Raw genomic sequence first — 25,445 nt, 5'->3', positions numbered from 1 at the left:
CACCCCGACCACCCGCGAAACGCCCGCCATTACGGGCTTTGCGCGCGTGCTGTCCGCTATCTGGACTATTCGTTCTGTGCTATGCTCCCGGGTGCAAAGTTTTAGGTCCTTCCAAGCAAGACTTGATTCGCGCAATCCGCTAAACGGTCAGGCCGTGTCGCGGAAGGTTCTGTAACCCGCTATTTCTCGAGAAGCTCGAAGAAAGGTGAGCGTAAAAATGATGAAGCAATTCCAGTCGAACTCTTATCTGTTCGGCGGCAATGCTCCGTACGTTGAAGAAATGTACGAAGCGTATCTCGATAATCCGGCGTCAGTGCCCGAGACCTGGCGCAGCTATTTCGATGCGTTGCAAAACGTGCCCGCATCGGATGGCAGCAACGCCAACGACGTGGCCCACGGCCCGATCGTCGAATCGTTTGCCCAGCGCGCCAAGGCCAATGCCTTCCTGCCGCGCGCAACGGCCGGCGGCGAAGATCTCGCCACCGCCCGCAAACAGGTTTACGTCCAGTCTCTCATCGGCGCATATCGCTTCCTCGGCTCGCAATGGGCCAATCTCGATCCTCTGAAGCGCCGCGAACGTCCCGCGATCCCCGAACTTGAACCCGCGTTCTACGACTTCACCGAAGCCGACATGGACCAGGAGTTCAGCGCAACGAATCTGTACTTCGGGTTCGAGCGCGCGACGCTGCGCGAGATCGTCAAAGCCCTGCGCGACACGTACTGCGGCACGATCGGCGCCGAGTACATGTACATCAGCGATCCGGAACAGAAGCGCTGGTGGAAGGAACGTCTCGAATCGATCCGTTCGACGCCGAGCTTCAGCAACGACAAGAAGAAGCACATCCTGAACCGCCTGACGGCCGCCGAAGGCCTCGAGCGTTTCCTGCACACCAAGTACGTCGGCCAGAAGCGCTTCTCGCTCGAAGGCGGCGAGAGCTTCATCGCGGCGATGGACGAAGTCGTGCGTCACGGCGGTCTGCGCGGCGTTCAGGAAATCGTCATCGCGATGGCTCACCGCGGCCGTCTGAACGTACTGGTCAACACGCTCGGCAAGATGCCGGCTGACCTGTTCGCCGAATTCGAAGGCAAGCACGTCGACGATCTGCCGGCTGGCGACGTCAAGTACCACAAGGGCTTCTCGTCGGACGTCGCGACCGAAGGCGGCCCGGTTCACCTGTCGCTCGCGTTTAACCCGTCGCACCTCGAAATCGTCAACCCGGTGGTCGAGGGTTCGGCTAAGGCGCGTATGGACCGCCGCGGCGACGACGACGGCCTCCAGGTGCTGCCGGTGCAGATCCACGGCGACGCGGCTTTCGCCGGCCAGGGCGTCGTGATGGAAACGCTGAACCTCGCGCAAACGCGCGGTTACGGCACGCACGGCACGCTGCACATCGTCATCAACAACCAGATCGGCTTCACGACGTCGGACCCGCGCGACTCGCGCTCCACGTTGTACTGCTCGGACGTCGTCAAGATGATCGAAGCGCCGGTGCTGCACGTGAACGGTGACGATCCTGAGGCGGTCGTGCTGGCCATCCAGATGGCGATCGACTTCCGCATGCAGTTCCACAAGGACGTCGTCGTCGACATCGTCTGCTTCCGCAAGCTGGGCCACAACGAGCAGGACACGCCGGCGGTCACGCAGCCGTTGATGTACAAGACGATCTCGAAGCACCCGGGCACCCGCGCGCTGTACGCTGAAAAGCTCGTGCAGCAGGGCGTGATCAGGGCCGACGAAGGCGACGAATTCGTCAAGGCGTTCCGCAAGGCAATGGACGAAGGCCATCACACGGTCGACCCGGTGCTCTCGAACTACAAGAGCAAGTACGCGGTGGACTGGGTGCCGTTCCTGAACCGCAAGTGGACCGACGCGGCCGACACGGCCGTGCCGCTCGCGGAACTGAAGCGCCTCGCCGAGCGCATCACCACGGTCCCGGAAAACTTCAAGGTTCACCCGCTCGTCGAGCGCGTGATCAACGACCGTCGCGCCATGGGCCGCGGCGAAGCGAAGCTCGACTGGGGCATGGGCGAGCACCTCGCGTTCGCCTCGCTGGTCGCATCCGGTTATGCCGTGCGCCTGACCGGTCAGGATTCGGGTCGCGGCACGTTCACGCACCGTCATGCAGTGCTGCACGACCAGAACCGCGAGCGCTGGAACGACGGCACCTACGTGCCGCTGCAGAACATCGCCGAAGGTCAGGCGAAGTTCACGGTGATCGACTCGGTGCTGTCGGAAGAAGCGGTGCTCGGCTTCGAATACGGTTACTCGACCGCTGAACCGAACACGTTCGTCGCGTGGGAAGCGCAGTTCGGCGACTTCGTGAACGGCGCGCAGGTTGTGATCGATCAGTTCATCTCGTCGGGCGAAGTCAAGTGGGGCCGCGTGTCGGGCCTGACGATGCTGCTGCCGCACGGCTACGAAGGCCAGGGTCCGGAGCACTCGTCGGCGCGTATCGAGCGTTTCCTGCAACTGTGTGCAGACCACAACATGCAGGTCGTTCAGCCGACCACGCCGGCGCAGGTCTTCCACCTGCTGCGTCGCCAGATGATCCGCCTGTTCCGCAAGCCGCTGATCGTCTTCACGCCGAAGTCGCTGCTGCGTCACAAGGAAGCCGTGTCGGATCTGTCGGAACTCGCGAAGGGTTCGTTCCAGCCGGTCATCGGCGAAGTGGACGAAGCCATCGACGCGAAGAAGGTCAAGCGCGTAGTCGCCTGCTCGGGCCGCGTGTACTTCGATCTGGTCGCGCATCGCCGTGAAGCGAAGGTGAACGACGTAGCGATCATCCGTATCGAACAGCTCTATCCGTTCGCGCACAAGCAGTTCGAAGCGGAAATGAAGAAGTACGACAACGCGACCGAAGTGGTGTGGGTGCAGGACGAGCCGCAGAATCAGGGCCCGTGGTTCTACATCGAGCACCACCTGAAGGAAGGCATGAAGGAAGGGCAGAAGCTGGCGTACAGCGGCCGTCCGGCTTCGGCTTCGCCTGCAGTCGGCTACTACGCAAAGCACTACGAGCAGCAGAAGGCGCTGATCGAAGGCGCTTTCGGCCGCCTCAAGAGCGCGTCGATCGCCAAATAAAGAAACAGACGAGCCGGGAGAGCGCAACGCGCTCTCCCGCGCCGCGCCGAACGTTTCCCATCAAGGTTCAGGCGCGGCGCTCACGGTTCGCAGGCGGTCGTGAAAAAGCGCCGTCACCCGATACGTATTCAGGATACTCATAATGGCTATTGTTGAAGTCAAGGTTCCCCAGCTCTCCGAGTCGGTCTCGGAAGCGACCATGCTGCAGTGGAAGAAGAAGCCCGGCGAGGCTGTCGCTCAGGACGAAATCCTCATCGAAATCGAGACCGACAAGGTCGTGCTCGAAGTGCCGGCCCCGGCAGCAGGCGTGCTCGCGCAAGTCATCTCGAACGATGGCGACACGGTCACGGCTGATCAGGTGATCGCGAAGATCGACACCGAAGGCACCGCAGGCGCCGCCGCTGTCGAAGCCGAAGTGAAGCCGGCCCCGGTCGCGGCTGCGGCTGCCGCGCCGGCCGCTGCTCAGGCTGCTGCCGCAACGGGCTCGAACACCGCTGCTTCGCCGGCTGCCGGCAAGCTGATGGCCGAGAAGGGTCTGGCTGCTGGCGACGTCGCCGGCACGGGCCGCGACGGCCGCATCACGAAGGGCGACGTGCTCGCCGCTGGCGCTCCGGCTGCCAAGGCTGCGCCGGCTCCGGCTGCCGCACCGAAGGCTGCGAAGCCGTCGCTGCCGGACGTCAAGGCTCCGGCATCGGCCGACCAGTGGCTGAAGGACCGCCCGGAACAGCGCGTGCCGATGTCGCGTCTGCGTGCGCGTATCGCCGAGCGTCTGCTCGAGTCGCAGCAAACCAACGCCATCCTCACGACGTTCAACGAAGTGAACATGGCGCCGGTCATGGATCTGCGCAACAAGTACAAGGACAGGTTCGAGAAGGAACACGGCGTGAAGCTCGGCTTCATGTCGTTCTTCGTGAAGGCCGCGGTTCACGCGCTGAAGAAGTTCCCGCTCGTGAACGCGTCGATCGACGGTAACGACATCGTCTATCACGGCTACTTCGACATCGGTATCGCTGTCGGTTCGCCGCGCGGTCTGGTGGTGCCGATTCTGCGCAATGCGGATCAGCTGAGCCTCGCCGACATCGAGAAGAAGATCGCCGAATTCGGCCAGAAGGCGAAGGACGGCAAGCTGTCGATCGAAGAAATGACCGGCGGCACGTTCTCGATCTCGAACGGCGGCGTGTTCGGCTCGATGCTGTCGACCCCGATCATCAACCCGCCGCAGTCCGCGATTCTCGGCGTGCACGCCACCAAGGAACGCGCTGTGGTCGAAAACGGCCAGATCGTGATCCGCCCGATGAACTACCTCGCGCTGTCGTACGACCACCGTATCATCGACGGCCGCGAAGCGGTGCTGTCGCTGGTCGCCATGAAGGACGCGCTGGAAGATCCGGCTCGCCTGCTGCTCGACCTGTAAGCATCCTCGGAGCGCGCCGGCTTGTGAAATCGCAAGCCGGCGCCATCTAGTCAGTACGTCTTTAGCATTTCGCAGTACAGGAACGGCGCGCGTCACGTCAGGTGGCCCGGCGCCGTTCCGCCATCAAAGGGATTGTCATGTCCAAAGAATTTGACGTCGTCGTGATCGGCGCAGGCCCTGGCGGTTATATCGCCGCCATCCGCGCAGCGCAGCTCGGCAAGACCGTCGCATGTATCGAAAAGTGGAAGAACCCGGCCGGCGCGCTGAAGCTCGGCGGCACCTGCCTGAACGTCGGCTGCATTCCGTCGAAGGCGCTGCTGGCGTCGTCGGAAGAGTTTGAAAACGCGTCGCATCACCTCGCCGACCACGGTATCTCGGTGGGCGACGTGACGGTCGATATCTCGAAGATGATGTCCCGCAAGGACGGCATCGTCGAGAAGATGACCAAGGGCATCGAATTCCTGTTCCGCAAGAACAAGATCACGTGGCTCAAGGGCCATGGCAAGTTCACCGGCAAGACCGACGCCGGCGTGCAGATCGAAGTGAGCGGCGAAGGCGAAACCGAAGTCGTCACGGCAAAGAACGTGATCATCGCGACGGGTTCGAAGGCGCGTCATCTGCCGGGCATTCCGGTCGACAACAAGCTGATCGCCGACAACGAAGGCGCACTCTCGTTCGACACGGCACCGAAGAAGCTCGCCGTGATCGGCGCGGGCGTGATCGGTCTGGAACTCGGTTCGGTGTGGCGCCGGCTGGGCGCCGACGTGACCGTGCTCGAAGCGCTGCCGGAATTCCTCGGCGCGGCTGACCAGGCGCTGTCGAAGGAAGCGGCCAAGCAGTTCAAGAAGCAGGGTCTCGACATCCACGTCGGCGTGAAGGTCGGCGAAGTGAAGACGAGCGCGAACGGCGTGACGATCGCCTACACGGACAAGGACGGCAACGCGCAGACGCTCGAAGCCGACCGCCTGATCGTGTCGGTCGGCCGCGTGCCGAACACCGACAACCTCGGCCTCGAAGCGATCGGCCTGAAGGCCAACGAGCGCGGCTTCATCGACGTGGACGACCACTGCGCGACGGCCGTGCCGAACGTGTACGCGATCGGCGACGTGGTGCGCGGCCCGATGCTCGCGCACAAGGCCGAAGACGAAGGCGTGATGGTCGCGGAAGTGATCGACGGCCAGAAGCCGCACATCGACTACAACTGCGTTCCGTGGGTGATCTACACCGAGCCGGAAATCGCATGGGTCGGCAAGACCGAGCAGCAGTTGAAGGCCGAAGGCCGCGAGATCAAGACGGGCCAGTTCCCGTTCATGGCGAACGGCCGCGCGCTCGGTATCAACAAGGCGGACGGTTTCGTCAAGATGATCGCCGACGCGAAGACCGACGAACTGCTCGGCGTGCACATCATCTCGGCGAACGCATCGGACCTGATCGCGGAAGCCGTGGTGGCGATGGAATTCAAGGCGGCGTCGGAAGACATCGGCCGTATCTGCCATCCGCACCCGTCGCTGTCGGAAGTCATGCGCGAAGCGGCACTCGCCGTCGACAAGCGCGCACTGAACATGTAAGCACGCACGCCTGACCGAAACGCAATCTTGGCATCACCAAAGGCGGGCGGGGTTCACTCCCTCCCGCCTTTCTTTTTGCAGCAACACGATGAACGTCACCGAATACTACGAAAAAGAACTGCAGACCCGCGGTTATCAATCCGATCCGGCGCAGCGTGCGGCGGTCGACCGCCTGCAGCGGTGCTATGAAGAGTGGAGCGCATACAAGTCGCGCCGCTCGAACGCGTTCAAGAAGCTGATCATTCACCCGGATCTGCCGCGCGGCGTGTACATGTGGGGCGGCGTGGGCCGCGGCAAGAGCTTCCTGATGGACAGCTTCTACATGATCGTGCCGTTGCATCGCAAAACGCGTCTGCATTTCCACGAGTTCATGCGCGAAGTGCATCGCGAGCTCGAAGAACTCAAAGGCACGGCCGATCCGCTCGACGAACTCGCGCGCCGCATCGCGAAGCGCTATCGGCTGATCTGTTTCGACGAATTCCATGTGTCGGATATCGCCGACGCGATGATTCTGTATCGACTGCTCGACAAGCTCTTCGAGAGCGGCGTGCAGTTCGTGATGACGTCCAACTACGCGCCGGATACGCTGTATCCGGACGGCCTGCATCGCGACCGCATGCTGCCGGCGATCGAGCTGATCAAGCAGAAGCTCGACGTGATCAACGTCGACGCGGGGATCGACTACCGCCAGCGCACTCTCGCGCAGGTGGAGGTCTATCACACGCCGCTGGACGCTGCCGCCGGCAAGGCGCTGCGCGACGCCTTCGCGCGCCTCGCCGCGGTGCCCGACGAAAGCCCGCTGCTGCACATCGAGAAGCGCGAGCTGAAGGCGCTGCGCCGCGCGGACGGCGTCGTCTGGTTCGACTTCGCCACGTTGTGCGGCGGCCCGCGCTCGCAGAACGACTACCTCGAACTCGCGACCCGCTTTCACGCGGTGATCCTGTCGGACGTGCCGCAGATGTCGGTGCGCATGGCGTCGGAAGCGCGCCGCTTCACATGGCTGATCGACGTGTTCTACGACCACAAGGTCAAGCTGCTGATATCGGCTGAGGTGCCGCCGGAGCAGTTGTACGTCGACGGTCCGATGGCCAACGAATTCACGCGTACGGTGTCGCGCATCGTCGAGATGCAGTCGAAGGAGTATCTCGACACGCCGCGCCGGATCGTCGATACGTCGCTGACCTGAGCCTCGACGCACGACACATTTCAGGATTCGGAGTGGTCTTATATGCCGCGCACGGATGACTAGCTATCTTTTGTCGTTGTTCTGACAAAGGAGGAAGCATGAATACGTATCGCGAAATCACCGATGAAGAATGGCAGCGCGTTGCGCCACTGCTGCCCGAACTCCGGCCTCGTACCGAAATGCGTGGCCGTCCGCTTGCCAATACCCGCTCGGTGCTCAACGGCGTGCTTTGGGTCATGTATAGCGGCTCCACCTGGTCCACTATGCCGCGCCGCTATCCGTCGTATCAGACCTGTCATCGTCGCTTCATGTCGTGGCACGAATCGGGTGTACTCAAGCGTGTCACGGAGCAACTGCTCGGCACCGCGAGTGAAGATCTCTGCAGATTGATGGAAGCGCGTATGCGCACGCATGCGAGCGCGCAGCACAAGCGCGCCGCAACAGCGCGCGCCCCCGCGGCGTTTCGTGTTCCACCCGCCGTATACAATCCGGCACCTGCCACGTCGGTGCCCGCGTCGGCGTTCGCTTACGCTGCATCGTTCAAGCAGGCGGCATGACCATCACAAAGAGCTTGCCACAATGAAAACGGCCGCGCGATTCGTAATCGCCGGCCGTTTTTTTATGGCAGCTCCCGATGCCGGGCGCGCCATCGTTGCAGCGTGATGCGCTCCTTCAAGCGACGTGCGAGGCGCCACGCATACGCCGCACATCGACCCTCATTGCTGCCGTATCCATGTCTGCGAGCGGCCGAGTAGCGCAACGCCAATATAGCCTCGCACCACGAGCTTGTTGCCGCCATCTTCGAGATGCATCTTGCACTTGTAGACCTTGCCGTTTTCCGGATCGAGAATCTGGCCGTGATCCCAAGCGTCGCCATCCTTCTTCATGCTGTTGATGATGGTCATGCCGAGAACCGGCTGATCCTTGCGCGCGTCGGTGCATGCGGTGCAGCGGCGTTCCGGCTGGTCGTTCGCGCCGAGACCCTTGATAACCTTGCCGTTCAGTTCGCCGTTGCCGTCTTGTGTGATCTGCACGAGTGCCTTGGGTTGGCCCGTGTGATCGTCGATGGTTTGCCACGTGCCGACCGGCGTCTCGGTCTGTGCCATTGCGGTCACGGCGCTGGCGAGCAGGGCGCCGGCGAGTGCAGTGTGACAGGCAGTGCGCAGCGCGAGCGCGCGAGCACGTTGGGTGAATTGTGTCATTGCCTTCCTCCTTGATATGAGACGGCGCGATCGTGGTCGCGCGGCATTATGGGCATCGAGGCCGGATGTGCGGCGCCTGGCCTTCGATGCGGGACGATGCCGGCGGCGAACCGTTTGCATCGTCAGCGCAGAATACGCGAAAGTGCACGCGCCGTTTGATAGTGGAGCTTCTAATCAGCCCGCGGCGTATCGGAAGCTTGTCAATTCAGCTGCCAGGAGAACGTCGCGTCGATGCGCTCGCCACCGGCTCATTGCCGAGCGCTTTCGCGGCGGAAAGATCGGGGCTGCAGTAGCGCGCATCCGAAACGCGGCAGCCGACCGCGATCGACGACAACCGCGACCGCGAGCCGCGTGCAGACGGCCGCGCGCGACCTCGAACGACACAGGCGGCGCGAGCGAGCGCAGATACCTGAAGCCGTGCGTGATCAGGCTGTTGACTTCGAACCTCTCCCAGCTGATGCGCGCGCCGCACCAGACGCGGATCGACGACAGTGCAGTTAGCCTGCAACTGCATCACGCCAGGTTGCGGGCGCAAGCCGATCTGCGCGCCGGCTTGCGCGTTGTGCGAGCGGACCTCGTTGCTCGACGCATCGACAGACGCGGTACCGATTACGCTGCGTGAGTCACTCGGCAGCAACCGATAGGAGAGCTAACCACTCAGCTTGTCGTTGATAGCCGCGCGTTGCACATATGAGGGGCGGGTGGAGACTGTCGGCAGGATTGCCGCGGCAAATGCGTAGCGGCGATATTGCTGGCGAGCCCTGCTACCAATCGGCGCGCTCCCATGCGGCGCGAGATACGTGCCGTTGTCGCACCCTTCGGCGGCAGCGCCGACACGCAAGGTTGCTCATCGAGCGCGGTCAGTCCGTTCGCGGTCGCGCTCAGCAGACCCTGTGCGCTGGGCCGGGTAGCAGTCCGAGCACGCAGTTGAAGCGCTCGAAGCTCGAGCGCCACAGTGGCGGGGCGACGACGATGTGAGCGCAGATCACGCGGACCCCGTCTTCGACCGGCTCCGGGCTGCCGTTGATCTCGACCACCGACACATGACCTTCGACGACCGTCACGGGCAACACGCCGCCTTCGACGCCTTCATGACGTCTCGATCAGCGGCGGCGACTCGAGCAGACTGCCGCGTACCGCCGCGCCGGTGAGGCGGGACTACGCTTGCGCCTGTTCTATGAGAGTCAACGCACAAGTGGCAAATTTCCGACGAAGAGCCCGAAAGCCGCGAAAGTGAGTAATAATTCCCCGGTTTTTCTACTAAAACAAAATCTGTTCAACAGGTATCACATGGACCGAAAGTCAAAGCTACGAGAGATTGCTCTGGCCGCATGCATCGTATTGGGGGCCCTTCAGGGCGCGGATGCACAGACTCTGCAGAACGGTGACGCAAGCAGCCCAGTCGCGTCACAACCGGGGACGACGAGCGCGTTGCCCGACACATCGCAGGCCAGCCAGACGGAGACCACTGCACTGACGCCGGATGAAACCCGGCAATCCGCCACCGGGAACGTGGCTGAGTTGCAGCAAATGATCCACGGCTCGGATCTGAGCGAATTGCGCACCACGTATAACGGCAGCTATGGCGCAAGCATGCTGTTCTACGGTAAGGAGATGACCTACTACGTCGCGCTGTTCCAGCAGAAAAACTTCTGGCGCGTGATCAAGACGCAGGACCCCGCGCGCGCCGAGCTGATCTACAAGGACTTCGCGCGGCAGACGATGCAGTTGTCGGGCGTCGAGATTCGCCGTACGCAACTCGAAGCGCAGAAGGCGTTCACGCAGCGCATGGTCGCGTTGTCGCAAGAACGCGCCGGCCGGTTACAGGCCGACCTCGATATCGCGCGTCAGCAGCAGAGCATCGTCGCGAGCCAGCAGGAGCAGAAGCGTGCCGAGGCGACCGAATTGGCACAGCAGAAGGCCGCGGCGCAGGATCAGTTGCGCGTCGCGCAGCGTCAGGTGCGCGATCTGCAGCGTCAGCTCGAAAGCGGCTTGACGGTGCATTGAGCACGACGGTGTGAGCGTTCGTGGAGGGGCGGGATGGCGCGCAAATCGATGCGCCGTCCGGCTCGTTCGCGGGCGTGACGGTCGTTATGTTTGACGGGTGCTTTCTGCTCTCCGTCAATCGGCGCAACGCACCTTAGCCGCCGGGCCCTTCGGCATTTCCACCGGGCATTTTTCGCGAGCCAGGACGGCTCGTTGCCGCGCCGTTGTGCGTCGTCGTCGTGCGACGCAAGACGGCGCGACTTCAATGCCGCTTACGCATATTCGCCTGAGTTTTGCGCATCCGCTCGCGAGACGGCTCCGTCACGTCGACGGCGATCGGATCGCTGGCGGGAAAGCTTTCCATCAGCGCTTCGTCGAGCCGCGTATCGGCGGACGTCGGCGGCGTCCGGCGCGTTCGCGCAGGGCGGGAGGCATGCTGGCTTTTGCTGGTCATGGCGCTCTCCATCGATTCGAACCTCAATCATTCAGCATAGCGCATCGCGGCTGTCTGCGAACGTCGGCCGAATGGCGCACGCGTATCGTTTGAAACCGGCCCGCATCGATTCGTTCTCCGAGTGTCCCGGCCGCGCTTGAGCCGAGCTTGAACCGAGCTTGAGCCACGCTTGAATCGCGCCTCGGCCGCGAACGACACCTTCACCGATCCATCACACAGCGAATCACATGAACGCGAAAAAGCCGGCGGGTACGCGACGCGTGCTTGCAGCCCACGTCGTGGAAGCCGAACTGGAACATCTCGATTGGGCGACGCGCCAACCGGCGCTGCACCTGTTCGACGCCGGCTACTGGCGGCGCCGCTTGCTGGCGGTCAAGGGGAGATTCGAGCTGACCGAGCGGCAGCTGATCCAGCTGGAGAAAATTCTGCGGCGCCTCGATCCGTCCACGGAGTAGCGAGGCGCGGCCGTTACCGTTTCTTCGTATTTATTCGTGATTGCCGCCGGCGCTTCCGCCGCCGTGGTTGCCACCATGATTGCCGCCTTCGCCGCCGCCGGTGCCGAACAGACGCCGCCGCCGCGTGACGACCACCGGACCCTCGGAGTTGCCGCTGCGCTCGCCCGGCGCACGTTCCGCCGACGGCGCGCCATACGATTCACGCGCCTCGCGCGGCTCGCGATGTTCGCGCGAACCATGCGGACCGCGCGCGCCATGTTCGCCATGCGAGGTTCGGCCCGTGCGCGGTGCCGGCCGCGTGCCGGTGTCGAGCTGGATCGTGGAGATCGCGCGCTTGTAGATGCCTTGCAGGCCAACCGGCGTGCGCAGCATCACCAGGTACTGATCGAACGACTCGATGCATCCGGTCAGGCGGATGCCGTTGACCAGATAGATCTCGACGCGCTTTCGTTCCTTGCGCGCAGCGTTCATGAAGTCGTTTTGCGGATGCGATTCTGCGGAAGCCATGGACAATTCAGGTTAGATAGACGGTGGTTCGCTGCGATTTTACCCTTTCTACCCTATGCGGGGGCAGAACGCGTCGACGGGGCGAATTTTGTCCACTATAACGACTTGTGAGCACATAAGCATCCGATAACGCGGCACTGTAACGTTGAGTTACGAATCTGCTGGTCAATGGCGACTTCTTCCGGTCTCTCCAGGCATTGCCGGCAGGGTTGGCGGAAAAGGAAGAACATAGGGGCGTGTTGCGTACCGCGACGGCGTCGAAGCGCCGCGAAAAAGCCCGTCGAAACAGCGCAGCGCAAAGCACCGCGACCGCGGTGGAATAAACCAGGCGATCGCGGCGTTAAGTCCAGTATGGGCAGTACCGCATGACGCGGCCTGCCGCCCGCCGCGCCGGTCGATCGACCGCCTGCCGGGCATCTGCCAGGAGGCTCACCATGAAAGCATCCCGTATTCTGTCAGCGCTCTTCGTCCTGCTCGCGCTCGCGTGCGGCTCCCTCGCGCACGCGGCTGATCCCGACAACGCCGCGTCAGGTTCGAGCAGCAACAGCAACAGCAGCGGCGGCGGCTACTAACTCCGCGACCGAGCCTGGCACACCGGGTGACATTCGAAGCGGAAGTGATCGCGTGGCTGCCTCAGCTGCGCCGCTATGCGCGCGCACTGACGGGCGACCGCGCCTGGGCCGACGATCTGGTGCAGGATACGGCGGAGCGTGCACTCGCGCGCTGGTCGGCATTCCGGCCGAACAGCAACCTGCGCGCGTGGCTGCTGACGATCCTGCGGCATCTGTACATCGACCAGCTGCGCGGGCGCCGCGAAATCGCCGTCGACGAAGAAAGCGCGCCGTGGCGCAATCTCGAGGCGCCGCACGGCGAGGTCGACGGTCTGGTGCTGCGCGACGTGCAGCGCGCGCTGTACTGTCTGCCGCTCGAGCAGCGTGAGGTGCTGCTGCTGGTATGTGTCGAGGAACTGACGTACCAGGAGGCGTCGAGCGCGCTGGGGGTGCCGATCGGTACGGTGATGTCGCGGCTGTCGCGGGCTCGCGAGCACATGCGCGCGTTGCTGGGCGAGGAGCCGCCGGGGCCGATGCACGGACCGCAGCCCGCTGCGCCGCGGGCGGCCCATAAGGCCGCGCCGCTGAAAGTGGTGAGAAACCGATAATGAACAACGACGATTTCGATTCTGGCTTGCCCGACGAGCTCGATCTGCGCGCGCTGTCGGCCTATGTCGATGGCGAATTGCCGGAAGAGCGGCGCGCCGCGATCGAAAGGCAGCTTCGCGAGCATCCGCAGGCCGCCGCGCGCGTCGCCGCGTGGCGCGCGCAGAAGGCGGCGCTGCGGGCGCTGTGCGGCGTGCCGGGCGGGGATGCGCGGCAAGCGCAAGCAGGGCAGTGGGCCGGCGATGAACAGCAGGCCGCCGAGCCCGTCGAGCGATCCTATGCAGGCAGCCAGCCCGCGGATGCGGAGGAGCCCACTTTTATCGTCGTGCGGCGTACGCGGCCATGGTGGCAGCGCGCGGGTCTCGCCGCCTGCTGGCTCGCGGCCGGTGCCGGGCTCGCGCTGGCGCTCGGTCCGCTCGCGCCGCGGCTGACCGGCGGCGCGTGGAGCGGTTCCGGCGGCCAGCCGGCCGGTTTTGCGCAGCGCGCGGATGTCGCCTACGCGGTGTACTCGCCGGAGCGGCGTCATCCGGTCGAAGTCGCCGCGAGCGAAGAGGAGCATCTGATCTCGTGGCTGTCGAAGCGGCTGAACCGTCCGCTGTCGGTGCCGTCTCTGCAGGAGTATGGTTATTCGCTGGTGGGCGGCCGGCTGTTGCCCGGCGAATCCGGACCGGCCGCGCAGTTCATGTACGAGAACCAGGCCGGTGCGCGCCTGACGCTGTACGTGACCGGCGTCACGCGCGACGAAACCATGTTCCGCCTGTTTCGCGATGGCAATCGCCGCACCTTCTACTGGATCAGCGACGGCCTGGGTTACGCGCTGTCCGGCGCGATCGCGGAAGGCAAGTTACGCGAGATAGCGATCGACGTGTGCAGCGAACTAGGTGGAAAGCCTGAGACGTGGCAGCAGTAGCAGGCGTAGCGTGTCGTAAAGGCCGTCAGCGGGGACGCGCGAATTGCTGCCTGCGCGGGCCGCACGCGCCAGTTGCCCGCCGCCGGTCGCCCGCAGCCGGTTTCTCGCAGCCGCCTGCCCGCAGCCGCCTGCCCGCAGCCGCCCGCCCGCAGCCGCCCGCCCGCAGCCGGTCGCCCGACCAGGAGACGCCTTGCCCCAGACGCTGCCGCCCAACCTGTCCGCCGCACAGTTCGACCGCGCACTCGCCGGCTGGCGCGCGATCGTCGGTGACGCGCAGGTGCTGAGTTCCCCCGCCGGCCTCGCCGCCTATGTCGATCCGTTCGCGCCTGGCGAGCGGGCCGCGTTTGCCGCCAGCGCCGCGGTGCTGCCCGCGTCGGTCGATGAAATCCGCGCGGTGCTGCGCGTCGCCAATCAGTACCGGATTCCGCTGTGGACCGTGTCGACCGGGCGCAACTTCGCGTACGGCGGCGCCGCGCCGCGTCTGACCGGCTCGGTCGTGCTCGACTTGCAGCGCATGAACCGCATCCTCGAAGTCGACGAAACCCTCGCCTATGCGCTCGTCGAACCCGGCGTCAGTTACTTCGATCTGTACGCGCATCTGCGCGACAAAGGCTACAAGCTGTGGGTCGATCCACCGGCCGCCGGCTGGGGCAGCGTGGTCGGCAACACGCTCGAGCGCGGCTTCGGCTATACCGACTACGGCGACCACGCGGCCGCGCAATGCGGCATGGAGGTGGTGCTCGCCAACGGCGACGTGCTGCGCACCGGCATGGGCGGCATCGAGATCGGCACTGCGTGGCAGTTGTATCAGCCGGGCTACGGACCGTCGTTCGATGCGATGTTCATGCAGTCGAACTACGGCATCGTCACGAAGCTCGGGGTGTGGCTGATGCCCGCGCCGCCCGCGTACCTGCTCGGCGAAATCCAGTTTCGTCGCGAGGCCGATCTGGAGGCGATCGTCGAGACTCTGCGGCCGCAGCGGCTCGACGGCACGATCCGTAATCACGCGGTGATCGAAGGCGGCTTGCGGCGCGCGGCGAGCCTGTCGCCACGCCGGCAGTGGTACGACGGCGCGGGCGCGATGCCCGAGAGCGCGGTGCAGGCGATGCTCGACAAACTTGGCGTCGGGCGCTGGAACCTGCATTTCGCGCTGTACGGCACGCCCGAGTTGATCGACGCGCGCTACGCGTTGATCGAGCGGGCATTCGCACGGGTGCCCGAGGCGCGGCTCGCGGCGGCGCGTTATGCGGGCGATGCGCAGCCGACCGGCGGCGGCGACCGCAACATGGCCGGCATTCCCGCAATGACCGCGTTTCGCATGCTCGACTGGCGCGGCGGCGCGGGCGCGCACGTCGACTTCGCGCCGATCTGTCCGGCGACGGGGCGCGACGCGATGCGCCAGTACACGATGGTGAAAGCGCGCGCCGCGGAGTACGGCTTCGATTACTACGGTGGCTTCACGGCGGGCGCGCGGCATCTGCATCACATTTTCGCGGCGATCTTCGATCGTGACGACGCGAACCAGGTGGAGCAGGCCGGCGCGCTGCTGCGCTCGCTGATGAGCGATGCGCGCGCGGCCGGCTACGGCGAATATCGCGCGCATCTCGCGTATATGGATTTCGCGGCCGCGCAATACAGCTTCAACGACGGCGCGTTGCTGCGCTTCGCGGAAACGCTGAAAGATACGCTCGACCCGAACGGCATTCTCGCGCCGGGCAAGCAGGGCATCTGGCCGGCGGCGTGGCGCGACCGGCGAGGGTACACGTGAGCGACACGTGCGTACTGGCACGGCAGACGAACCGCAAACCGAACCGCAAACGAAACCGGACGTACACGTCAATGGATCGACGCACTTTCATGCTCACCGGCGCATGGCTCGCGACGGCCGCGGGCGGCGCATGGCCGTGGCTCGCGCAAGCCGCCGCGTGCGCCGACGATGCGCGCGCGTTCGCGATCGTCGACTCGACGCTCGAATGCGGCGCGTCGTTCGCACGCTATGCCGCGCATCTTCGCTTGCCGACTTTCGAAACCGGCGACGATGCCGGCGCACTCTGGTTCACCACACTCGCGCCTCTGCTAGGCGATGGCCGGACCCCGCACGCGCTGCCCGCGCTGATCGGCTTCACGCGCGCGTCCGACTACTTCGTGCTGCAACACCTCGCGCTTCGCACGGGCCGCTTCGTCGAGCATCGTCATGAAGCGCGCGCGGGGCTGCGTGCGCAACCCGCCCACGTGGCCTTCGCGCTGACGCCGCGCGGCTAGAACTTGTAGTTCCTGTTCTTCGGATCGAAGGTCGAATCGTCGAACGTCTTCGGCGTGATGCTCTCGAACACGATCTGCTCGAACAGCTTGCCGTCGTTGTCATAAGACTCGACGCTGCGAAAGAACGGATGCCGCAGGTCGAGCCCGAGCGTTTCCTTTTTCGCGTAGAACTGCGGCTGGCCGACCGGTGTTTCGAACGTGAACGCGACGATGCGCACGCCGTCGATCGTCTTCACTTCGATCTGCGTCGAACGCGGCAAGCCGGCCTCGGCGTATTTTTTCCCTTCGCTCAGGTATTGATCGGCGACGTACTCGGTGCCGAGATCGCGCACGCTGTGATTCGATTGCGAGCGTGCGAGCGCGCCGGTCAGCGATGTCCACAACGCCATCACGTTCATGAAGCCGCCGAGGTGGCCGTACGTTTCGTCGCTGCGCTTCGATTCGTCGTAGATGATTTCCTGGCCCGCGTGCGCGCCGTCGGGCAGCCACTTCGCGTAGATGCGCAGCGGGTCGTGTGCGACCCGCACCAGCATGTGATCGGGTTTGTCGGGCCACACGCCGCGAATGCGTTCGGAGCGCGACATCGTGAACTCGTACGATGGGTAGCCGTTCGGCCCTTCCTTGATATAGCGCGGCAGCGTCAGCGGATCGAGCGACTGGAACAGCGCGACCAGTTGCGCGTCGTCGAGTTGTTCGAGCATGCCGCTTTGCTGGGCGGCGCGCAGCCATTTGACCTGCCGGTCGAGCGTCAGCTTGCCGACCTGCGCGGCCGGCGTGGTGGGCGGCTTGACGGCGCTCGCGGCGCCGAGCGGGGGCGGGCGGTCGTCATTCTGCGCGAAGGCCGCCGGCATCGACAGCAGGGTGGTCGCGACGAGCAGCGCACCCGGCAGCAAGCATTGCCGCCGGCGATGCGAACGGGCGGACAGGCGATGCTTCATGAATTTCTCCAGAAAGTGACGCGGCCGCTCATGCAACGTGCAAGACAAAAAGGAAAAGCAGAGCAACACAGCAATAACGCTTTGAAGCAATGCTTATTCCCGTCAGGCAGACTTCTGCTTCGCGAGTTCCTCGTCGCGCAACGCACGGCGCAGAATCTTGCCGACGTTGGTTTGCGGCAGCTCGTCGCGGAACTCGACGAGCTTCGGCACCTTGTAGCCAGTCAGATTCTTGCGGCAGTACGCGATCACCTGCTCGGCGGTCAGTGTCGGCGTGCGCCGCACGATGAAGACCTTGACGCGCTCGCCCTGCGCGGCATCGGGCACACCGATCGCGGCGACTTCGCGCACGTCCGGATGCGCGGCGATCACGTCCTCGATTTCGTTCGGATACACGTTGAAGCCCGACACGAGGATCATGTCCTTCTTGCGATCGATCAGACGGATGAAGCCGCGCGAGTCCATCACGCCGATGTCGCCGGTCGCGAGCCAGCCGTCGTCGTCGATCACCCTGGCGGTTTCCTCGGGGCGGTTCCAGTAGCCCTTCATCACCTGCGGACCCTTCACGCACAGCTCGCCCGCCTCGCCGATATTGGCCCAGCGGCCGTCGTCTTTCCTGAAGCGCACCTGCGTGGACGGCGCGGGCAGGCCTATCGAGCCCTCGAAGTCGCGTAGATTGGTCAGATCGACCGGATTCATCGATACGATCGGCGAACACTCGGTGAGCCCGTAGCCCTCGACGATCGGCTTGCCCGTCACCGCCTTGAAGCGCTCGGCGACGGCTTTCTGCGTCGCCATGCCGCCCGCCATCGCGAGCTTCAGGTCGGAAAAGTCGCGCCGGCAGAATTCCTCGTTGTCGAGGAACGCGTTATAGAGCGTGTTGACCGCGGTCATGCCGGTGAATTTTTCGTGACGGATGATCATCATCACGCGCTTCATGTCGCGCGGGTTCGCGATCAGGATGTTGCGGCCGCCGAGCCCCATGAAAATCAGCGCGTTCACGGTCAGCGAGTAGATGTGATAAAGCGGCAGCGGCGTGAGCACCGTTTCGCCTTCGCCGGACAACTGCCCCGCGGCCCACGCCTTGGCCTGCAACAGATTGGCGATGATGTTCCGGTGCGTGAGCATCGCGCCTTTCGCGACGCCGGTCGTGCCGCCCGTGTATTGCAGGAATGCGATGTCCTCGTGGCTCGCGCGCACCGGCGTGTGCGGCAGCGCATAACCGGTGGAAAGCGCTTTCAGGAGCGGCACCGCCTGCGGCAGCTTGTAGGCGGGCACCATCTTCTTCACATGACGAAGCATGAAGTTGAGCAGGTGTCCCTTCAGATTCGCACCGTCCGCGAGCAGATCACCGAGGCCGGTCACGATTACGTTGCGCACCTTGGTGCCGGTCAGCGCATCTTCGAGCGTCTTCGCGAAGTTCTCGAACACGACGATGGTCTGCGCGCCGCTGTCCTTCAGCTGATGCGTGAGTTCGCGCACCGTGTAGAGCGGATTCACGTTGACGACCACCGCGCCCGCCTTGATCGTGCCGAACAGCGCGACCGGATACTGGAACGTGTTAGGCAGCATGATCGCGACGCGTTCGCCCGGCTTCACGCCGATGCTTTGCAGGTACGCGGCGAACGCGCTCGCCTTGCGGCCCAGCTCGCCGTACGTCAGGCTCGCGCCGACGCTCACGTACGCGACGCGCTCGCGGAACTGCGCGGTACATTCGTCGAAGAACTGGTCGATCGACTCGTATTGCGTGACGTCGATGTCGCGCGGCACGTCGTCCGGATAGGACCGGTACCAGATGCCGTCGGTGTTCGGTGCGGGGTTCGGCACCGTGTTTTGCACGGCATTTTGCAAATGAGTGCCGCCTGCATCCGGCGCGTGCAACGGCGCTTGGGTGGGCTCGGTCATCGGTTGTCTCCTGAAGTGTCGGTATCCGCTGCCGCGCTAGCGTTCCACAATCGCGACGACCCCCTGGCCGCCCGCCGCGCAGATCGAGATCAGCCCGCGTGCGCTGCCGGCCGGCTTGTCGAGCTGCGCGAGCAGCTTCGCGAGCGCGGCGACGATCCGACCGCCCGTCGCCGCGAACGGATGGCCGGTCGCGAGCGAGCCGCCATTCACGTTGAGCCTCGCGCGATCGATCGCGCCGAGCGCGCCGGCGAGGCCAAGCTGCGTGCGGCAATATTCGTCATCCTGCCATGCCGCGAGCGTGCACAACACCTGGGCCGCGAACGCTTCGTGGATCTCATAGAAATCGAAGTCCTGCAACGCGAGGCCGGCACGCGCGAGCATGCGCGGCACCGCGTAGGCGGGCGCCATCAACAGGCCTTCCCGCTTGTCGAAAAAGTCGACCGCCGCGGTTTCCGACCAGCTCAGATACGCGAGCACCGGCAGGCCGCGCCCGGCCGCCCACGCTTCGCTCGCGAGCAGCACCGCGGACGCGCCGTCGGTAAGCGGCGTCGAATTGCCGGCGGTCAGCGTGCCGGCGTCGCGGTCGAACACCGGCTTCAGACTCGACAGCTTTTCGAGCGACAGGTCGGCGCGCAGGTTGTTGTCGCGCGCGAGGCCTTTGTACGGCGTCATCAGATCGTTGACGAAGCCGCGCGCGTACGCATCGGCGAGCTTGCGATGACTCTCCAACGCGAGCACGTCCTGCGCCTCGCGCGAGATGTTCCAGCGCTTGGCCATCAGCTCGCAGTGCTCGCCCATCGACAGCCCCGTGCGCGGCTCGACGTTGCGCGGCAACAGCGGCTTGAAGAACATGCCGGGCCGCAGCCTGCTGAACGCGGCGATACGCTCGCCGGTGCTCCTGCCGCGATTCGCTTCGAGCAGGATCTTGCGCATGCGCTCATTGACGCCGATCGGTGCGTCGGACGTGGTATCGACGCCGCCCGCGATGCCCGCGTCGATCTGCCCGAGCGCGATCTTGCCGGCGACGAGGAGCGCGGCTTCGAGGCCGGTGCCGCAGGCCTGCTGCACGTCGTAGGCGGGGGTTTCCTTCGCGAGCGTGGTGGATAGCACGGACTCGCGCGTCAGGTTGAAGTCGCGTGAGTGCTTGATCACCGCGCCCGCCGCGACTTCGCCGAGACGCACGCCGTGCAGGTCGTAGCGATCGATCAGCCCTTGCAGCGTGAACGTCAGCATGTCCTGATTCGATGCGCTCGCATACGCGGTGTTCGAGCGGGCAAACGGAATCCGGTTGCCCCCGACGATGGCGACGCGGCGCACGGCGGGTTGCGGGTGGGACATGCTCGGCTCCTTTGGGTCGTTCCCAGATTATTGGTCGATGCGCACGCGGCGCACGGCGCGCTCACATCTCACAGCAGCCGCCACTGCATGCGCCCGCGCAAATGCGGCTTTTCCCCGGCGATATCGCGCACCTCGAGATCGCGCTCGATCAACGACGGCGCCGCGCTCCACAGCGACGCTTCGCCCGGCAGCAGCATCGGCACCTTGAACTCGGCGGCGAGCGTCGCTTCGGCGAGCGGCTTGGGCGGCTGCAGCGACGACGCGGCGCGCGCGAGCGTCCACATGCCGTGCGCGATCGCGCGCGGAAAGCCGAACGCCTTCGCCGACAACGCGCTCATGTGAATCGGGTTGTAGTCGCCCGACACGCCCGCGTAGTCGCGGCCTAGTTGCGGCGCGAGCTGCCAGCGCGCGATCCGCTGCAACCGGTCGGGGCCGAGCGTCAGCGCTTCGAGCGGATAGCCGAGCGCCGGCACCGCGCGCTTCAGATAGACGCTGTCGCCGTCCCACACCGCCTCGCCGCGTCGATAGATGCGGGTATGCACGACGAACGCCTGGCCCTTGTCGTGACGCAGCAGCGCGCCGAATTCGACCTCGATGCGCAACAGGTCCTTGTAGGCGAGCGGCCGGCGCAGCCGCACGTGATTGGCCAGATGCACGAGGCCGAGCGCGGGCCATGGAAACGCGGGGTCGGTGAGCATCAGCAGATGCAACGGAAACGCCAGCAGATGCGGGTAGGTGAGCGGCACGCCGTGCTCGGGGATGAAGCCGCACACGCGCGCATAGCGCCACACGGGGCCGGGCTCGAGCGCGACGGCGGGGCGCACGAGCCGCAACGGCGGCAGCCGCGTGTCGCGACCGCGCTTGACGATGCCCGTCAGCGCGCGCCCGTACAGCTTTGCCGGCGCGGGCAGCGTTTCGATGACGACGGTTTTCGGTCGCGCGCCGTCGCCGCCCGGCGCGGGCGCGAGATGACGGCTGCCGAACGGATCACGCGGTTCGTCCATGCCCATGCTCCCGTTCAGGCGCCGATCAGGCTTTGACCGCACACGCGCACGACCTGGCCCGTCACGCCGGCCGAGCCCGGATGCGCGAGCCACGCGATGGTTTGCGCGACGTCGACCGGCTGGCCGCCCTGGCTCATCGAGTTCATGCGGCGGCCGGCCTCGCGGATCGCGAGCGGAATCTTCGCGGTCATCTGCGTTTCGATGAAGCCGGGCGCGACCGCATTGATCGTGATGCCGCGGGCGCGCAGTTGCGGCGCCATGCTCTGCACCCGGCCGATCACGCCGGCCTTCGACGTCGCGTAATTGGTCTGGCCGGGATTGCCCGCCATGCCGCTGATCGACGACACCGCGACGATGCGCCCACCGTCGCGCAGGATGCCGCCCGCGAGCAGCGCGTCGTCGATGCGCTCCTGCGCGCTCAGGTTGATGTCGATCACGCTTTGCCACGCGGAGTCGGTCATCTTCGCGATGGTCTTGTCCTTCGTGATGCCGGCGTTGTGCACGACGATGTCGACGCCGAGCTCGTCGAGCGCGGCGACGATCTGCGCGGGCGCCTCGGGCGCGGCGATGTCGAACGCGAGCGCGCTGCCGTTCAGCTGTCGCATGGTCGCGTCGAGCGCGTCGCGCGCGGACGGAACGTCGAGGCCGATCACCTGCGCGCCCTCGGCCGCGAGCACGCTCGCGATGGCCGCGCCGATGCCGCGCGCGGCGCCGGTGACGAGCGCGCGCCGGCCGGCGAGCGGCTGGCGCCAGTCGAACGCGGACGCGTCGTACGGCAGCGTGTCGCTGCGATTGGCCGCGATTCGCACTACCTGACCGGAGACATACGCCGAGCGCGGCGACAGGAAAAAGCGCAGCGTCGCCTCGACGGCGCTTTCGGAGCCGTCCTCGACGTACACGAGATTCGCGGTGATGCCGCGCCGCGCTTCCTTGCCGAGCGAGCGCACGAGCCCTTCGAGCGCGCGCTGCGCGGTCCACTGACGCGGGCTCGCGCAGGCCTCGGGCGGCCGGCCCAGCACGACGATGCGCCCACACTTGCCGAGCGAGCGCAGCGTGTCGTGGAAAAAACCGTGCAGCGGTTCGAGCTGGCTGCTGTCGTCGATACCGCTCGCGTCGAACAGCAGCGCGGCGAGCTTGCCCGGCGAAGCGGCTTCGGCCGGCTCGAAGCGGCCGGTCATCAGGCCGTGGCGATTGGCGAGCGGCACCCAGAGCCCGGCGCTTTCGTGCGCGACGCTCGTCATGCCGATGCTGGCGATCAGACTCGCGAGCGCGTCGAACAGGCGCGGCTCGCGGCCCGCGCCGATCGCGATCAGACCGTCGAACTCGGGCCGGTCCGCGCGATAGCGCCGCAGCACCTCGGGCTTCGGCAGGCCGAGGGAGCGCGCGAGACGGCCGCCGAACGGCGAGTTGACGAACTTCAGGTAGGAGTCGTTCATGTTGTCGGTTGCTCCGCTGGACGCGCCGCCGCCAGCCTCTGGTTTTTTTCAGGGGCGCCGGACGTGTGTCAGTGTGCCTTGAGTTGTGTGACTCGGGTACGGTTTGCCGCGCCGCGTCGGTAGTTTTTTCTGCGTGAGCGTGCGCATCAGGCCGCCAGCTCCAGCGCCTTTTCGAGCGCCTGCTTGCGCTGCTGCAAATTCGCGAGCATGTCGAAATCGGCGGGGAAATCGTCGACCTTGACGACGTGCGCGCCGTAGCGCGCGTAGTCGTCGAGCACGCGCCGCTCGTCCACGTCGATGAGCCCCTGGCGTTGCGCCGCATCGGTCCACGCGGCGAGTTGCGGCAGGCTTTGCGGCAGCGGATCGAGCAGACCCTGCTTCACGGCGTCGCGCAGCTTCTGCTCGATCCGGATGAACTCAGGATTCAGCGCGAACACGAGCTCGCCGTAGCCGAGCGCGTCGACGTCGGGATGCGGCACGTACGAGTCGGCGACGAGCCGCTCGCGCGCGGCGCCGGGCGTTTGCATCAGCTCGGCGATCTCGCTGCCGAGGCGGTCCGACGGCTCGCGATGCGGCAGGCCGAACGGGAACGCGAGCAGCCGCACGAGTGTCGCGGCGGCGCGGTTCGGGTAGTTCGCGAGCACGCCGTCGAGCGCGTGCTGCGCCTTGTATAGCGCATCCTCGACGCCCCAGCGCACGAGCGGCAGGTCGGCCTGCTGACGGCCTTCGTCCTCGAAACGCTTCAACGTCGCCGAGATCAGGAACAGCTGCGACAGCACGTCGCCGAGGCGTGCCGAGATGCGTTCACGGCGCTTCAGGTCGCCGCCGAGCACGAACATCGACACGTCGGCGAGCAACGCGAACACGGTCGACAGTCGCGTCGCCGCGCGATAGTACGCATGGAGCGGCGCGTATGCACTGCGCGGCTTCGCGATCAGCGCGCCGCCGCTCAGGCCATACACGGCGCTGCGCAGCACGTTCGACACCGTGAAATTCACATGACCGAAGAACGCCGCGTCGAACTCGCGCAAGGCCTTCGCGCGATCGGGCTCGTGCGTCGCCGTCATTTCCTTCAGCACGTACGGATGGCAGCGAATCGCGCCCTGGCCGAAGATGATCAGGCAGCGCGTCAGGATATTCGCGCCTTCGACGGTGATCGAGATCGGCACCTGTTGATACGCGCGCGCCAGAAAGTTCGACGGCCCCATGCAGATACCCTTGCCGGCGACCACGTCCATGCCGTCGTTGATGACCATGCGCGCACGCTCGGTGATGTGATACTTGGCGATCGCCGAAATCACGGACGGCTTTTCGCCCAGATCGACCGCCTGCGCGGACAGGCGGCGCGCGGCGTCCATCACGTACAGGTTGCCGCCCATGCGGCCGAGCGCTTCCTGCACGCCCTCGAACTTGCCGACGGCGGTGCGGAACTGGCGGCGAATCGCGGCATACGCGCCGGTGCCGCGCACCGCGAGCTTCGCCATCCCGACGTTCGACGACGGCAGCGAGATCGCGCGGCCCGCCGCCAGGCACTCCATCAGCATGCGCCAGCCGTTGCCGACCTGTGCGCGTCCGCCGATCACCCAGTCGAGCGGAATGAATACGTCCTTGCCCGAGTTCGGGCCGTTCTGGAACACGGCGTTCAACGGCCAGTGACGGCGGCCGATGTCGACGCCCGGGTGGTCGGTCGGAATCAGCGCGCAGGTGATGCCGGGTTCGTCGTTCGCGCCGAGCAGATGGTCGGGGTCGAGCGCGCGGAACGCGAGGCCGAGCACGGTCGCGATCGGCCCGAGCGTGATGTAGCGTTTGTCCCACGTGACGCGAAAGCCGAGCATCTCGCGGCCTTCGTGGATGCCCTTGCAGACGATGCCGACGTCGGGAATCGCGGCGGCGTCGGAGCCGGCATACGGGCTCGTCAGCGCGAAGCAGGGGATCTCCTCGCCGCGCGCGAGACGCGGCAGGTAGTGGTCCTTCTGCGCGTCGGTGCCGTAGTGCATCAGCAGCTCGGCGGGGCCGAGCGAATTCGGCACCATCACCGACACGGCCGCGGCCGAGCAGCGCGTCGCGAGCTTCATGATGACCTGCGAATGCGCGTACGCGGAGAACTGTTTGCCGCCGTACTGCTTCGGAATGATCATGCCGAGAAAGCCGTGCTGCTTGATGAACTGCCACGTTTGCGGCGAGAGGTCCTGCCAGACCATCGTGGTTTCCCAGTCGTTCGCGAGGTCACACAGCTGCTCGCATTCGACGTCGAGAAACGCCTGCTCTTCGGCGCTGAGCGTGGCCGGGCCGTAGCCGAGCAGCGTGTCCCAGTGCGGGCGGCCCGAGAACAGCTCGGCGTCCCACCAGACCGTGCCGGCTTCGATCGCGTCGCGCTCGGTCGGCGACATCTGCGGCAGGATCTTGCGGAACGTGTCGAGCACCGGTTTCGCGAGCCATGCGCGGCGCAGCGGCTTGAGCGTCAGCACGAGGGCGGGTAGTACGAACACGATCGCGAGCAGGGTCGTCAGCAGCGGGCCAGCCGCGCCGCTCAGGCGCGCGGCCGCGACCCAGACGATCAGCGCGGCGAGCCACCACGACGAGCGAGCCTGAACGTAGACGAGGGCGAATGCGGCGATGACGAGCGCCAGGATGAACCACGGCATGA

At 65.5% G+C, this 25,445-nt stretch carries 22 protein-coding genes; 12 read left to right on the top strand and 10 right to left on the bottom strand.

Going from position 1 to position 25,445, the window contains the following annotated elements:
- Positions 1-217 precede the first annotated feature (217 nt).
- From L0U84_RS12510 to L0U84_RS12490, 5 genes are all read left to right on the top strand, one after another.
- Positions 218-3,079 (top strand): 2-oxoglutarate dehydrogenase E1 component, encoded by a 2,862-nt coding sequence (locus L0U84_RS12510; protein ID WP_233850251.1) that lies wholly within the window; start codon positions 218-220, stop codon positions 3,077-3,079.
- Positions 3,080-3,221: 142 nt separating this feature from the next.
- Entirely contained in the window at positions 3,222-4,493 is a 1,272-nt protein-coding gene (gene odhB, locus L0U84_RS12505) for a 2-oxoglutarate dehydrogenase complex dihydrolipoyllysine-residue succinyltransferase (protein WP_233850250.1), read from the top strand.
- Between the two features lie 137 nt (positions 4,494-4,630).
- A complete protein-coding gene (gene lpdA, locus L0U84_RS12500) occupies positions 4,631-6,061 on the top strand; it encodes a dihydrolipoyl dehydrogenase (protein ID WP_233850249.1) in 1,431 nt (476 codons plus the stop codon).
- An 88-nt stretch (positions 6,062-6,149) separates the two neighbouring features.
- A complete protein-coding gene (zapE, locus tag L0U84_RS12495; RefSeq protein ID WP_233850248.1) occupies positions 6,150-7,247 on the top strand; it encodes a cell division protein ZapE in 1,098 nt (365 codons plus the stop codon).
- Positions 7,248-7,345: 98 nt separating this feature from the next.
- Positions 7,346-7,804 (top strand): transposase, encoded by a 459-nt coding sequence (locus L0U84_RS12490; RefSeq protein WP_233850247.1) that lies wholly within the window; start codon positions 7,346-7,348, stop codon positions 7,802-7,804.
- A 159-nt stretch (positions 7,805-7,963) separates the two neighbouring features.
- Here the strand turns inward: L0U84_RS12490 and L0U84_RS12485 are convergent, their stop codons facing one another.
- Both L0U84_RS12485 and L0U84_RS12480 read right to left on the bottom strand, forming a co-directional pair.
- Positions 7,964-8,449, bottom strand: a complete 486-nt coding sequence (locus L0U84_RS12485; protein ID WP_233850245.1) for a DUF2147 domain-containing protein — start codon at positions 8,447-8,449, stop codon at positions 7,964-7,966.
- Positions 8,450-9,330: 881 nt separating this feature from the next.
- On the bottom strand, positions 9,331-9,513 hold the full coding sequence (locus L0U84_RS12480) for a hypothetical protein (protein WP_233850243.1): 183 nt from the start codon (positions 9,511-9,513) through the stop codon (positions 9,331-9,333).
- A gap of 226 nt (positions 9,514-9,739) precedes the next feature.
- Here L0U84_RS12480 and L0U84_RS12475 point away from each other — a divergent pair, with 226 nt between their 5' ends.
- Entirely contained in the window at positions 9,740-10,456 is a 717-nt protein-coding gene (locus L0U84_RS12475; protein ID WP_233850241.1) for a DUF2968 domain-containing protein, read from the top strand.
- Positions 10,457-10,697: 241 nt separating this feature from the next.
- On the opposite strand, the gene L0U84_RS12470 is transcribed toward L0U84_RS12475, so the two are convergent.
- Complete coding sequence (locus tag L0U84_RS12470) at positions 10,698-10,889, bottom strand: hypothetical protein (protein WP_233850239.1); 192 nt, start codon at positions 10,887-10,889, stop codon at positions 10,698-10,700.
- A 227-nt stretch (positions 10,890-11,116) separates the two neighbouring features.
- On the opposite strand from L0U84_RS12470, the gene L0U84_RS12465 reads away from it, so the two are divergent.
- Positions 11,117-11,344, top strand: coding sequence for a hypothetical protein (locus tag L0U84_RS12465; protein ID WP_233850237.1), 228 nt, complete (start codon positions 11,117-11,119; stop codon positions 11,342-11,344).
- A 30-nt stretch (positions 11,345-11,374) separates the two neighbouring features.
- Here L0U84_RS12465 and hfq read toward each other — a convergent pair whose 3' ends face one another.
- Positions 11,375-11,851 carry an RNA chaperone Hfq gene (gene hfq / locus L0U84_RS12460; RefSeq protein WP_233850235.1) on the bottom strand — a complete coding sequence of 159 codons (477 nt, stop codon included), beginning with the start codon at positions 11,849-11,851 and terminating at the stop codon, positions 11,375-11,377.
- A 434-nt stretch (positions 11,852-12,285) separates the two neighbouring features.
- Here hfq and L0U84_RS12455 point away from each other — a divergent pair, with 434 nt between their 5' ends.
- From L0U84_RS12455 to L0U84_RS12435, 5 genes are all read left to right on the top strand, one after another.
- On the top strand, positions 12,286-12,423 hold the full coding sequence (locus L0U84_RS12455) for a hypothetical protein (protein ID WP_184044095.1): 138 nt from the start codon (positions 12,286-12,288) through the stop codon (positions 12,421-12,423).
- A 26-nt stretch (positions 12,424-12,449) separates the two neighbouring features.
- Entirely contained in the window at positions 12,450-13,010 is a 561-nt protein-coding gene (locus L0U84_RS12450; RefSeq protein ID WP_233850232.1) for an RNA polymerase sigma factor, read from the top strand.
- A complete protein-coding gene (locus L0U84_RS12445; RefSeq protein WP_233850231.1) occupies positions 13,010-13,918 on the top strand; it encodes an anti-sigma factor family protein in 909 nt (302 codons plus the stop codon). The genes L0U84_RS12450 and L0U84_RS12445 overlap by 1 nt, the downstream gene beginning before the upstream one ends.
- A gap of 190 nt (positions 13,919-14,108) precedes the next feature.
- A complete protein-coding gene (locus L0U84_RS12440) occupies positions 14,109-15,686 on the top strand; it encodes an FAD-binding oxidoreductase (protein ID WP_233850230.1) in 1,578 nt (525 codons plus the stop codon).
- Positions 15,687-15,757: 71 nt separating this feature from the next.
- Positions 15,758-16,180 carry a hypothetical protein gene (locus tag L0U84_RS12435; protein WP_233850229.1) on the top strand — a complete coding sequence of 141 codons (423 nt, stop codon included), beginning with the start codon at positions 15,758-15,760 and terminating at the stop codon, positions 16,178-16,180.
- On the opposite strand, the gene L0U84_RS12430 is transcribed toward L0U84_RS12435, so the two are convergent.
- The 6 genes from L0U84_RS12430 to L0U84_RS12405 all read right to left on the bottom strand — a co-directional run bounded on the left by L0U84_RS12430 (position 16,177) and on the right by L0U84_RS12405 (position 25,443).
- On the bottom strand, positions 16,177-17,118 hold the full coding sequence (locus tag L0U84_RS12430; protein ID WP_233850228.1) for a DUF1571 domain-containing protein: 942 nt from the start codon (positions 17,116-17,118) through the stop codon (positions 16,177-16,179). The two genes, L0U84_RS12435 and L0U84_RS12430, sit on opposite strands and share 4 nt — an antisense overlap.
- A gap of 102 nt (positions 17,119-17,220) precedes the next feature.
- Positions 17,221-19,020, bottom strand: a complete 1,800-nt coding sequence (locus tag L0U84_RS12425; protein WP_233850226.1) for an AMP-binding protein — start codon at positions 19,018-19,020, stop codon at positions 17,221-17,223.
- Between the two features lie 36 nt (positions 19,021-19,056).
- Entirely contained in the window at positions 19,057-20,358 is a 1,302-nt protein-coding gene (locus L0U84_RS12420) for an acetyl-CoA C-acetyltransferase (RefSeq protein ID WP_233850224.1), read from the bottom strand.
- A 68-nt stretch (positions 20,359-20,426) separates the two neighbouring features.
- Positions 20,427-21,362: a MaoC/PaaZ C-terminal domain-containing protein gene (locus L0U84_RS12415; protein ID WP_233850223.1), complete on the bottom strand. Its 936-nt coding sequence runs from the start codon at positions 21,360-21,362 to the stop codon at positions 20,427-20,429.
- Between the two features lie 14 nt (positions 21,363-21,376).
- Entirely contained in the window at positions 21,377-22,798 is a 1,422-nt protein-coding gene (locus L0U84_RS12410; protein WP_233850222.1) for a 3-oxoacyl-ACP reductase, read from the bottom strand.
- A gap of 146 nt (positions 22,799-22,944) precedes the next feature.
- On the bottom strand, positions 22,945-25,443 hold the full coding sequence (locus L0U84_RS12405; RefSeq protein ID WP_233850221.1) for an acyl-CoA dehydrogenase: 2,499 nt from the start codon (positions 25,441-25,443) through the stop codon (positions 22,945-22,947).
- Positions 25,444-25,445 lie beyond the last annotated feature (2 nt).

The organism is Paraburkholderia sp. HD33-4, from assembly GCF_021390635.1.
Lineage (GTDB): Bacteria > Pseudomonadota > Gammaproteobacteria > Burkholderiales > Burkholderiaceae > Paraburkholderia.
Note: the sequence above shows the minus strand (reverse complement) of the source record. Positions and strands in the feature narration are given on the sequence as shown.